The 12215-nt window shown below is 47.8% G+C and carries 9 protein-coding genes; all 9 read right to left on the bottom strand.

Annotated elements, in window-relative coordinates; genetic code table 11:
* Positions 1 to 2825: efflux RND transporter permease subunit (locus tag LGT40_RS01405; RefSeq protein WP_226069903.1), on the bottom strand; the 2825-nt coding region annotated here is incomplete at its 3' end.
* A complete protein-coding gene (locus tag LGT40_RS01410) occupies positions 2822 to 4717 on the bottom strand; it encodes an efflux RND transporter periplasmic adaptor subunit (protein WP_226069902.1) in 1896 nt (631 codons plus the stop codon). The genes LGT40_RS01405 and LGT40_RS01410, both read right to left, overlap by 4 nt.
* Positions 4717 to 6069, bottom strand: coding sequence for a TolC family protein (locus LGT40_RS01415; RefSeq protein ID WP_226069901.1), 1353 nt, complete (start codon positions 6067 to 6069; stop codon positions 4717 to 4719). The genes LGT40_RS01410 and LGT40_RS01415 overlap by 1 nt, the downstream gene beginning before the upstream one ends.
* Before the next feature lie 100 nt (positions 6070 to 6169).
* Positions 6170 to 6406, bottom strand: coding sequence for a hypothetical protein (locus tag LGT40_RS01420; RefSeq protein WP_226069900.1), 237 nt, complete (start codon positions 6404 to 6406; stop codon positions 6170 to 6172).
* A gap of 209 nt (positions 6407 to 6615) precedes the next feature.
* Positions 6616 to 8955 (bottom strand): heavy metal translocating P-type ATPase, encoded by a 2340-nt coding sequence (locus tag LGT40_RS01425; RefSeq protein ID WP_264177790.1) that lies wholly within the window; start codon positions 8953 to 8955, stop codon positions 6616 to 6618.
* Between the two features lie 32 nt (positions 8956 to 8987).
* On the bottom strand, positions 8988 to 10340 hold the full coding sequence (locus tag LGT40_RS01430) for an APC family permease (RefSeq protein ID WP_226069899.1): 1353 nt from the start codon (positions 10338 to 10340) through the stop codon (positions 8988 to 8990).
* Positions 10341 to 10449: 109 nt separating this feature from the next.
* Positions 10450 to 10995, bottom strand: a complete 546-nt coding sequence (locus tag LGT40_RS01435) for a c-type cytochrome (protein WP_226069898.1) — start codon at positions 10993 to 10995, stop codon at positions 10450 to 10452.
* Between the two features lie 29 nt (positions 10996 to 11024).
* A complete protein-coding gene (locus tag LGT40_RS01440) occupies positions 11025 to 11294 on the bottom strand; it encodes a hypothetical protein (RefSeq protein WP_226069897.1) in 270 nt (89 codons plus the stop codon).
* 39 nt (positions 11295 to 11333) lie between these two features.
* The coding region (locus LGT40_RS01445; protein ID WP_226343140.1) for a copper resistance protein B at positions 11334 to 12215 on the bottom strand (882 nt) is incomplete at its 5' end.

Here is a 12215-nt window from a genome sequence, read left to right on the forward strand (position 1 = left end):
ACGCCAAACTCGGCTGCTACCCCGGCTAAAGCGATAAAGCCGACCACACTCGCCACCGACAAGTTGTGTCCCAGCAGATATAGCAGCCAGATGCCGCCAACTAAAGAAAATGGCAAAGTCACCATTAGCAGCAATGCTTCGCCAAAATTCTTAAACGTGAGGTAGAACAAAACAAAGATGATAAGCAAAGTGAAAGGCACCACCAGCTTGAGCTTGGCAGTGGCGCGCTCAAGATACTCAAATTGTCCGGACCAGGTGATTGAATAGCCGGTCGGCAAATCGACTTGCTCCGCGACGATTTGCTGCATATCGGTTACCGCCGAACCCAAATCCCGATCCCGAATATCAACATACACAAACCCCGCTAACCGCGAGTTTTCACTGCGCACCATGGGCGGACCGTCACTGATGCTAATGTTCGCAACATCAGACAGTAACAATTGCTGGCCGCGAATAGTCACGATAGGCAAGGTCCGTAACGAGGCCAGTGAATCCCGGATCTCCCGGGGGTAGCGAACATTAATGGGAAAGCGCTGCAGTCCCTCCACCGTTTCGCCAATATTCATGCCTCCCACAGCCGAACTGATAATCAACTGCACATCATTAATATTAAGGCCATAACGCGCCGCGGCATCACGTTTAATATCAACATCGACGTAACGACCACCGGTGAGGCGCTCAGCAAAAACACTGGTGACCCCAGGTACATCTTTGAGGACTTTTTCAATGTCGCCAGCAATGCCATCAATAACGTTTAAGTCTTCCCCCAAAACTTTTACGCCCACAGGACTCTTGATACCGGTAGCCAGCATATCAAGTCTGTTACGAATCGGTGGTACCCAGATATTGGTCAGGCCAGGCACCTTCACTGTCCGATCTAATTCGGCGATCAATTTTTCTTTGGTCATACCCGGCCGCCACTCTTCACGGGGTTTGAACTGAATGGTAGTTTCAAACATAACCAGTGGCGCAGGATCAGTTGCCGTATCCGCACGTCCGGCTTTGCCATAGACGGTTTTTACCTCCGGCACGCTTTTGATCATTCGATTAGTCTGCTGTAACAATTCGGCTACTTTACCGGCAGATAGACTGGGTAAAGCACTGGGCATGTAAAGCAGATCCCCTTCGTCCAGAGGCGGCATAAACTCACTGCCGATATGTTGTAAAGGCCATAAACTTGTCAGTAACAATGCGCTGGCGACCACTAAGGTCATCTTTGGAAACTTCAGTACGCCTGCCAATATAGGTCGATACAATGCAATTAAAAACCGGTTAAGTGGATTAGCCTGTTCAGCAGGAATTTTGCCCCGAATAAGGTAGCCCATTAGTACCGGAATAAGCGTTACAGCAAGGCCTGCTGCTGCGGCCATTGCATAAGTCTTGGTAAATGCCAATGGAGAGAATAGCCGGCCTTCCTGAGCTTCCAAGGTGAAAATTGGGATAAAAGACAGCGTAATAATCAACAACGAGAAAAACAGCGCGGGGCCCACCTCAACGGCAGAATCACCTATCACCTTCCAGCGACTGTCGCCCTCTAGCTTTGATCCGGGATGTTTTTCATACCAGCGTTCTAAATGTTTATGAGCATTTTCAATCATCACCACCGCTGCATCGACCATGGCACCGACAGCGATGGCAATACCACCAAGTGACATGATATTAGCGTTGATCCCCTGCCAGTGCATCACAATAAAAGCCATCAAGATCCCCAGCGGCAGTGAAACAATCGCCACCAAGGCTGAACGAAGATGGAATAAGAAAATAAGGCACACTAATGCCACCACAATGAATTCTTCAATAAGCTTTTCTGTGAGATTATCGACAGCGCGTTCTATTAGCCCAGAGCGATCATAAACCGTCACAATCTCAACGCCCTCGGGCAAACTCTTTTGCAGCATTTTCAATTTGTCTTTCACAGCAGCAATGGTGGTCAGAGCGTTTTTTCCAGAGCGCATCACGATGATACCTCCCACAGCTTCACCGACACCGTCGAGCTCGCTGATAGCCCGCCGGATTTCAGGGCCGATTTGAATATGCGCGACATCGCCCAATGTCACTGATATACCAGCATCAGTGGTTAGTAAGGGAATGGATTGAAAATCTTCCAAGCTTTGCAAGTAGCCCGAGGCGCGAACCATATATTCCGCTTCACCCATTTCCAGCACCGCACCGCCGGTCTCTTGATTACCATTATTGATAGCCTCAATAACACGGGAAAGCGGTATGCGATAAGTGGCTAATTTGTCGGGATCGACAACCACCTGGTACTGCTTGACCATGCCGCCGACAGTTGCGACCTCTGCTACATTGGCGACGGTTTTCAGTTCGAATTTAAGAAACCAATCCTGCAAAGCGCGCAGCCGCGAAATATCCTGAGTACCGGATTTATCTACCAAAGCATACTGATAGATCCAACCCACACCGGTGGCATCCGGACCGATTGAGGAACTTGCCGTATCCGGCAGCCTTGACTGCGCCTGATTAAGGTATTCCAGCACCCGACTGCGGGCCCAATACAGATCGGTACCCTCTTCGAACAAGACATAGACATAGCTATCGCCGAAGAATGATAAACCACGAACCACTTTGGCACCGGGCACCGATAACATGGTCGTGGTTAATGGATAAGTCACCTGATCCTCGACCAATTGTGGTGCTTGTCCCGGCCAGCTCGTTTTAATTATCACCTGAACATCCGAGAGATCAGGCAGCGCATCCAGCGGCGTGCGTGATAAAGATACCAAGCTCCAGGCAAGCATCATCAGCGTCGCCAATAACACCAGAAAACGGTTGTCGATCGACCAACGTATGAGTCTAGCAATCATTTTGCACCTTCCATTTCAGTCTCGGCTGACAAAGGCTGCAGGTCGATAATTTTAGGTGCCGAGCCTTTTTCTAAGCGAAACTCAATTGCTATTTGCTCGCCCACTGTTAGCCCATCAGGATCCAGCGAGGATGACAATTCAAAGTCCATGGTCATGCCCGGCCAATTTAAGCTGGGAATATCTGGATGGGTCAGCGTCAAAATCTGCCTGTCTATAGCTTCGATTTTTGCCTGCGTCTCATGACTCTCCATTGCCATTTCAGGAGCTTTTGAGAGCGGTTGAAACTCAACAATCAATGGCGCCGCGCCTTTTTCTAAACGAAAGGCAATTTCAATTTGCTCACCCACCGTCAGTTCATCTGGATTGAGTGATGACGAAAGTTCAAAGTCCATGGTCATACCCGGCCACTCCAGGGTGGGAATATCCGGATGGGTCAAAGTCAATATCTGCCCGTTTATGGCTTCGATTTGTGCCTCGGTCTGATGAGTTTCCATTGTCATCTCAGACATTGAATGGTCATCGACTTTCGACGTGTTATCGTCACTTAGTCGCGCTTCAACACCTCTCAGGCTGGCTTCTGAATCCACCAAAAACTGACCTGATACCACAACCCGTTCACCTTCCTGCAGTCCTTGCTGGATTTGGGTTTTATCATCAGTTACGCGTCCGGTTATGACTTCAACCGGGCGAAAACTGCCGTTATCGAGTGCCAGCATGATTAAGGTGCGTTTGCCCGTTCGGATAAGCGCTTCGGTTGGCACCATCAGCGCATCGTTAATTTGTTTGCCTGCCAACTGCATATTGACGAACATTCCCGGCGCCAATTCACCCTGTGGATTGTCCAACACCACACGCGCCTTAAGGGTGCGTGTTATAGGGTTCACTTCCGGTAATAATCTTTGTATTTGACCTTTAAATTGTTTGCCGGGAAAAGCCGGGCTGCTGGCGGTGATGGGATCACCAGGATTGAGTAATGCAATCTGACTCTCCGGTACCTCAGCATTCGCCCAGACGGGGTCTAATCCATTAATACGCATCAATGTGGAACCGGTTGATATGGTCATGCCTTCGCGGGCAACTAATTCTGTGATGACGCCATCAATGGGGGCGGTAATAATCAGCTGCGTTTGAAGTCTGCCGGTGCTTTTTACCTGACGGATTTGTGCTTCGTTCATCCCCACTTGGCGCATGCGGGCAATTGAGGCTGCTATCAGTTCATCTAATCCTTCACCTTGCATATTGTTAAGAGCCAGAAATTCTTCTTGTACGGCCACCCAGTTAGGTACGTAGATAGCCAAAAGCGGCTGGTCTTTATTGACCTGCTCCAGGGTGGCCTTTACGTAAAGCTTTTCCACATAACCCAGCGCACGGGCTTGAACATTCACTTCCTCGCGCTCGTTCCATGCAATAGCACCTACCGCCGTCACCTGTGTCGCTATGTCCTGTTTGGTTACCAAAGCCGTCCGTATGCCAATATTTTGTTGTAGGCGGGAGTTAATGCTAACGCCGGGCTCATCGGTTGCACTCTCACCACCAGCGCTACCCTTATAAACTGGCACCAGCATCATATCCATATAAGGTGATTTACCGGGCGTCTCGAATTTATTGCCGGGGACCATCGGATCTTGGTAAAAAAGAATCTTTTGACCCGTGACCGGATCAATATCACCGGCTTTAATTCCAGCGTCGATATGACGGCGGGTCGCTTTTTCGCCTTCGGCAATCCCCCAACTTGAAGGATCTTCAGTGGTCTTGGCATTACCCGCCATGCTCTCTGAACTCGATGAAGACATGTCCATCCCTTGCTGCATTCCCCATTGATAAGCAGCATAACCAGCAATAAGCGTCATCAGAGCCATGACTAAAAATAAAAAAATGTATTTGCGATTCATTATTTGAACTCCATGGTGCGGGATGAAGGAATGACGGCACTATCGGGCAATATCAGATATTCCAATGTGGCCCAAAGCGCTGCGGTTTCCATTTCGATCCGCAGTTTTTCTATACGCGTAGCAATTTCCATTTTTCGGGCATCAAGCACTGCCACTAACTTGCCTTTCCCGCCACGATATTCGGCCAGTACAGCATTAGTGCGCTGGCTGGCAAGGGGAATCAAAGCGGCTTCATAGTCACTGAGCCGGACTAAATTACTTTTCCAGGTATCAAGCCAGCGCGCTGTCTCAGCGATATGTTCCCGGGTCATTTCCTCACGTTCAGCTCGCACCTGGTCCGCTTGGGCCAATTTGGCAGCCACCACCCGATCCTGGCGGTTCTCCTGATTCCATTGCAGCGGCACGCTGACACCAATCGAAATCATGTCCGAAAAACCTGAACTTCGTTCGCCATACATTACTGACCAAGTCCAATCAGCTTGCTTCTCTTGACGTGCGGCCTTAGCTTCAGCCATTGCAACCGCCTCCTCAGCCTTCAATACAGCAATATCTGGATGTTCAGTTACCTGATGATATAAATGCTGTGTGTTGAGCGAAGACTGAGTAATGTCAGGCGCAGCGTGTAAAGAGATATTGTTAATATCCCCGACCCAACGCGATAGCGTTGTTTTGGCATTATCAAGGCGCGCTTGAGCTTGATAAATACGATCCTGGATTTCTGCGACAGTCGATCTGGCTAGAAAAATATCGGATTGTGGACCGGTGCTACCACGATAGGCAGCTTCAGCAGCCTGAACTTGTAAGCTTGCCTCTTGCTGCTGGCGTGTTAATAGTTCCAACATTTGCTGCTGGTAATAAACATCAAACCAGGCCAATGCAGTGTTTTGGCGAATTTCAGTAAGTGTCAGTTTTTTAGTTATCTGCGCCTTATCTGCTTTACGTTCAAACACGTTGGCACGGGCATGGCGCTTGGCTTCACGGGTATATGTCTGAGAAATGCCAATATTGCGAGAGGTCATAAAATCTTCCGTAAGGCTATAAGCCATGGGACCATTGACTGGCAGGTTATTTACAGATAACTCCAGCATGGGATCGGGAAGTTGACCGGCTTCAATGGCCAGCTCTTGGGAGGCTTGCGCTGCAGCATCTTGCGCTGACAAGGCCTGAGAGCGATGCTCAGCAAGTTGCAATGCATTCTCAAGGCTTAGTGGCTCAGATGAAACTTGTGGTTGCGCCATGACGGCAGTTGCAAAACTGGCAGTCAATAATGCAATAAAGCTTAGCCAGTGAATTCGCCAGATTGGTGGCGAATAACTTTTGAGCACAACGGCTCTGGTAAATAAGTTTGACATAAGCTGGATCCGATGAATTCAGAGGCATTGCAGCAAATGCAACGCAAATGTTTCAAGCATGGAGATAAGTCGCAGCTTGAAACGCTACGGAAAAATGGGATCAGCTTAAGGTTGGCGGACGCCAAAGGTCAGTAGGCGCCAAGGTAGGCACAAACGGTATACCCGCTCGTGCCAAACGCCTATCAGTGAAAACGAAGTTCCATGATGGAACAGAAAAAAGGATAACCACATTAGAGATGCTGCAATCTTGATCTGCCTTACAGTATTCGCCTGTTTTAGCGACCGTCATGGCATCATTACAGCAGTCTGGCATATCGGCATGGTTCATCATGGCCATGCTGCCGCCTTGCTCCATAGGACAATTTGTCTCAGAGCTATGCGCATAGCTAACATTGGCAAAAGCCAACGAAAGACAAAGCAGTAATAGATGTACTATGCGCATTGTTGTAATAATACTTTTATAGATTTTAAAAGCAAGTATGACCTGAATATTTTAATTTAAGTTTCCAGCAATGACAGGTCATAAAACCCATCTGAGCTAAGTTTTTATAATTTAACAAGCCGCAACCTCAGTGCATTCATGATAACGCTCACCGAGGAGAGTGACATGGCCGCCGCTGCAAAGATGGGCGACAGCAATATGCCGAAAAACGGATATAAAATCCCAGCGGCAATCGGTACCCCGGCAGCGTTGTAAATGAAAGCAAAAAACAGGTTTTGTCTGATATTGCGCATAGTTGCTAACGATAAGTGTCGGGCCTCAACAATACCCATCAGGTCACCTCGCAACAAAGTAATACCGGCACTTTCAATCGCCACGTCAGTGCCCGTGCCCATAGCAATGCCAACATCCGCCGTTGCCAGCGCAGGCGCATCATTTACCCCATCACCAGCCATTACCACAATCCGGCCTTCATCTTTAAGGCGCTGAATAATTTTGCCTTTGTCTTCCGGCAAGACTTCTGCTTCTACTTCATCAATATTCAGCTTGCGGGCAACGGCTTCGGCCGAGGTACGATTATCACCAGTCAGCATAACGATCCGGATACCCTCTTTTTGCAGCGCCGAAATGGCCGCTTGAGTAGTTTCTTTAACCGGATCGGCAATAGCCAGTAAGCCAGCAACTTTGCCAGCGACTGCGGCAAAAATCACGGTAGCCCCATCCCTGCGAAGCGTATCAGCTTCATTGTCAAAGTCTGCGGTATCCACAGCTCCTGCTTCCATAAGCAGACGATTTCCCAATAAAACCCGCTGGCCATCAATCGAACCTGTGACCCCTTTACCATTAGGGGAATCGAAATCTTCAGCATCGGGCAGCTTAAGATCCATTGCCCTGGCCTTTTCTAAAATAGCGTGGGCCAATGGATGTTCACTGCCTTTTTCAAGGCCACCTGCATAACGCATCAGCTCAGCTTCGCTGAGTCCATTCGCTGTAACTAGCTTCGTGACCTGCGGTTTGCCCTCAGTCAGGGTACCGGTTTTATCGATGACAACCGTATCGACCTTTTCCATACGCTCCAGCGCTTCTGCATCGCGGATCAGCACACCACTTTGCGCACCCCGGCCGACACCAACCATAATGGACATAGGGGTTGCCAGACCTAACGCACACGGGCAGGCAATAATTAAGACGCTAACCGCTGCAATCAGACCAAAAGCCATTGGTGGCGCCGGGCCGAAAAATGACCAAACGATAAAAGCGATAACGGCTATAACGATAACGACCGGGACAAACCAACCCGCCACTTTGTCTGCTAATCCCTGAATGGGTGCACGGCTGCGCTGGGCATTAGCTACCATCTGTACAATCTGAGACAGCATCGTATCCCGGCCAACCTTGTCGGCGCGCATAATAAAGCTGCCTTGCTGATTAATACTGCCACCGATAACTTGATCGCCAGCGGTCTTCCTGACCGCCAACGGCTCACCGGTCACCAGTGATTCATCGATATTGGAGTTACCCTCAAGCACCTGACCATCTAATGGTACCTTGTCGCCCGGACGTACCCGCAGGCGATCACCAACCTTAACTTCGTCCAGCGGCACATCAGATTCACCACCATCATCTTCCAGCTTTCTGGCAGTTGCTGGCGCCAGATCCAGTAAGGCCTTAATCGCGCCGGAAGTCTTTTCCCGCGCTCGCAATTCCAATACCTGCCCAAGCAATACCAATACAACGATCACTGCAGCCGCTTCGAAATAGACAGCGACAGAACCATCCGCCTGACGAAAGGCATCGGGGAAAATTTGCGGCATCAGAGTTGCTACCAGACTGTAGAGCAGCGCCATGCCAGTACCAATGGCAATCAAGGTAAACATATTCAGATTACGACTAATAACAGATTTCCAGCCCCTGACAAAAAAAGGCCAGCCACACCAGAGAACTACAGGCGTTGCCAGTACCAGCTGAATCCAGTTGGATAGCTGCGGCGGCACAATATGATCGAGTCCGGTCAGGTGTCCGCCCATTTCAAGCACCAATACCGGTAATGCCAGTATCAAACCGATCCAAAACCGGCGAGTCATATCCCTTAGCTCTTCAGAAGGCCCATCATTCAAACTGACTTGCTCAGGTTCTAGAGCCATACCACAAATGGGGCAATCGCCAGGCTTTGGCTGGCGGATTTCAGGATGCATTGGGCAGGTGTAAATCGTGCCTGGCATTGTCGGCTGTACCGACTTTTGCTGATCACCTGAATATCGATTTGGGTTGTCGTCAAACTTGGATTTGCAACCTGAAGAGCAAAAGTACCAATTCTTAGCATCATATTGACTTTTGTGCTGCGCAGTTTGTGGCTCCACACTCATGCCACAGACCGGATCATTTTCAGAATGAGCGTCATGTGCCGGTTGATCTTGATGATGAGCATGCTTGTGGTCAGACATAGTCGTTCTATCCTTTAGGAAAATTTCAGATTTTAGTGACGATGCGGATGCGATTTATTCTGACTTAATGATCCACGCTTAGCCATTTTTTTCAGGAAAATATGCTCAGCCACAGCGATAACAATCATCGTAGCAACTGCCACCCCAATCACAAACGGATCTGTATTCAGTTTTACCCAGACAAAGCCCCCTAACGCGAGCAAATCTAAAATAATCGCTGTCGTTGGCACCCATCTATTGGATTTTATATCATCACGCAAATAACGTAGCACGCCCCAATGAATGGCAATGTCCATAATGAGGTAAAACACAATACCCAGTGCAGCAATTCGAGACAGATCAAAAAATGCCGTCAGAATAAGTCCTAAAACGACCGTGTAGACCAGCGTATGTTTTTGAATACTACCCGGCATACCGAAATGCCGATGCGGAACCAGTTTCATTTCCGTCAGCATTGCCAGCATTCTGGAAACGGCAAATATGCTGGCCAAAATACCACCGGCAGTCGCCATCATGGCAATAGCAACCGTAAACCACACACCATATTCACCCAAGGCAGGCCTTGCTGCTGCTGCAAGAGAATAGTCCTGTGTTTTTATGATTTCTGACAACGACAAATTACTCGCTACAGCAAAACCGACCAAGCTATAAATCACCACACAGGCCGCGATAGAAATAACAATGGCACGCCCCACGTTGCGTTTAGGATCTTTTACCTCAGAACCGCTGTTGGTAATAGTGGTGAATCCTTTAAAGGCCAGTATTCCCAGTGCAGTTGCACCGAGGAAGTTGCCGAAGGTTCCCGCTTCTCCTGGGCTTGAAAAGTCGACTGAGATACTGTTGGCGATCCAAACGCCCACCAGTCCAAAAATCAGAATGCCGACGATTTTTAAAACACCAATAAAAGAGGCCACACCTTGAATCAGACGATTGCCTGAAAGATTAATGACAAAGGCAGCCAATATCAGTGAAACGCCGAGAATAGACACCATGATACCGCTATCATCACCACCAAAAAGTTGCATGGTATAAGAACCAAATGTTCGCGCCAAAAAGCTTTGTGCGATCACCATTGAGAAGTACATTAGTAAAGCATTAAAAGCAGTTGGCAACCGGTCGCCATAAGCTTTATGCAGATACATACCAATACCGCCGGCGGAGGGGTAAGCGTTGGAGATTTTGATGTAGGAATAGGCACTAAAGCTGACTATGACGGCTGCAGCAAGAAAAGCAAGCGGGAACAGTGCTCCGGTCATCTGCGCCATTTGGCCGGTGAGTGCAAATATGCCAGCACCAATCATAACACCGGTTCCCAGCATAACCGTTCCAGCCAACGTTAAGCTGCCTTCCCTGTACTGTGTGGTTCTATCTCCCTGGTTATTCATGAATCCTCCGGTCCATTGCCCACTATATGTCTAACAATAAACTTAAATTCAATTCGGAGCTAATATTGCTCAGGAAATCAATGCCCATTAAAGTATTAATTATGGAAAATTACTCAGGAACGTTTGCTGTTAATATTTGATATTGGGCAGGTGTCAATTCAGGTAATCGCTTTAGGAAAGCAACTAGATTCCATATTTGTTCATCAGTATGCCCAGGTCCCCAAGCCGGCATGCCTGAACCCTTAATACCGTGTTTGATAATCCAAAAATATTGTTTGTCTTGATCTTTAGGGTCACCATGATCTAAATGTGTCATTGTTAAATTAGGAGGCTTCGGATAAAGCCCTTTGGTAAAATCTGTCTCGTTTTTGTCTGGCGCAAGATGGCAACTCGCACACATTGCGGCATAATCTGAACCGCCTCGCAGTAAACGTGCTGGCGTATCCAGATCTAAGGGTACTTCAATGTCTTGAGCCGCCCGACTAATTGAACGCTCGCGTAAAGTTTCCAGCACCCAAAAAGTAAGCTTGGTATGCTGATTATCTGCACCCATCGGGTAGAGACCTGAGTAGATAAACGCTATCCCTGTCAGCACCATCAACCCAGCTGCAACAGAAAGACACTTGATACATCGCACAAAACCAAAAGACACCATGTTTATTCCTTAATTTTAGTCATCCATTACTACTTGTGTTTGTGTTTAGCTGGCTCTTTTACCTCTGCCTCATCATGTCCGTCTGATGACATTTTCGTATCTTTACCCATACATTTTTGCATCATGGCCTGCATAACGGGATCATTCATATTCATTTTTGAATGATCCATCTCTTTCATCGCAGCACAGTCCGGTGTCTGCTTCTCATTCATATGCTCTTTTGGATCATGTGCCTGCGCAGTTAAAGTCAGCACCAGAGCTGGTAAAGCAATTAAATATAACAATAAATGACGTTTCATACGGCGACTCCTTAGTCGAGGTAAAACTATATAGAGAGATTAAAACCAGAACCTAATACCAGCAACATAGATAGTGTCGCTGTCATCATTACCATTTAGTTGGGCCAAATCTGCAGTTTCTCCAAACTTCTCGGTCCACTCAATACCGATGTAGGGTGCGAATTGACGTGAGAATTCGTAACGAAGTCTCATACCGATCGCAACATCAGACAGGCCACTGCCTATACCATTAACTTCATCTTTTTTACCATAGGCAGTCAGCTCTGCACGGGGCTGTAAAATCAGGCGTTGCGTAAGCAGCAGTTCATATTCAGCTTCTACTGATATTGCAGATCGACCACTCTCTCCAAGATAGGCAGTCATATCCAATTCGAACCAGTAGGGAGCGAGTCCTTGAACACCAAAAGCCAGCCATTGACGATTTTTGCCTTCGTCGTACTGATCAAATCTCACGCCCAACTGAGTATCAAAAAAAGCACTGATAGCATGCGTCCACAATAAATCCGATTGGCTTTCATCTAACTTGCCATCGACCACGTCACCTTCAAGCTTGGCCGTAAATCGATTGTAGGTGCTGCCATACCAGCCCTGAAGGTCAAATATGACAGCATCATTATCTGCATCATATTCCAGTCGATCAGCTAAAAAAGATCCGAAATAATGTTCATCCATTAATTTCAGAACGCGTTTCTCTGAGAATGCATAAGGACCCTTAGTCAGTGTAAAACCATCTGAATAGGCATGTGGATCCCTTGCGTCTGATGGTGGTTGATTACCACCCATATTCATTTCCGAATGATTGATCTCTTCCATATCATCTTTTTGCATCTCAGAATGATCCATACCTTCCATATCATCTTTTTGCATCTCAGAATGATCCATACCTTCCATGTCATCTTTTTGCATCTCAGAATGATCCAT

Source organism: Methylophaga pinxianii, from assembly GCF_020447225.1.
GTDB lineage: Bacteria > Pseudomonadota > Gammaproteobacteria > Nitrosococcales > Methylophagaceae > Methylophaga > Methylophaga pinxianii.

Excerpts from the sequence above, each read along its gene's own strand:
- LGT40_RS01410 (WP_226069902.1), bottom strand. The coding sequence starts at position 4,717 with ATGAATCGCAAATACATTTTTTTATTTTTAGTCATGGCTCTGATGACG.
- LGT40_RS01415 (WP_226069901.1), bottom strand. The coding sequence starts at position 6,069 with ATGTCAAACTTATTTACCAGAGCCGTTGTGCTCAAAAGTTATTCGCCA.
- LGT40_RS01420 (WP_226069900.1), bottom strand. The coding sequence starts at position 6,406 with ATGGCCATGATGAACCATGCCGATATGCCAGACTGCTGTAATGATGCC.
- LGT40_RS01425 (WP_264177790.1), bottom strand. The coding sequence starts at position 8,955 with ATGTCTGACCACAAGCATGCTCATCATCAAGATCAACCGGCACATGAC.
- LGT40_RS01430 (WP_226069899.1), bottom strand. The coding sequence starts at position 10,340 with ATGAATAACCAGGGAGATAGAACCACACAGTACAGGGAAGGCAGCTTA.
- LGT40_RS01435 (WP_226069898.1), bottom strand. The coding sequence starts at position 10,995 with ATGGTGTCTTTTGGTTTTGTGCGATGTATCAAGTGTCTTTCTGTTGCA.
- LGT40_RS01440 (WP_226069897.1), bottom strand. The coding sequence starts at position 11,294 with ATGAAACGTCATTTATTGTTATATTTAATTGCTTTACCAGCTCTGGTG.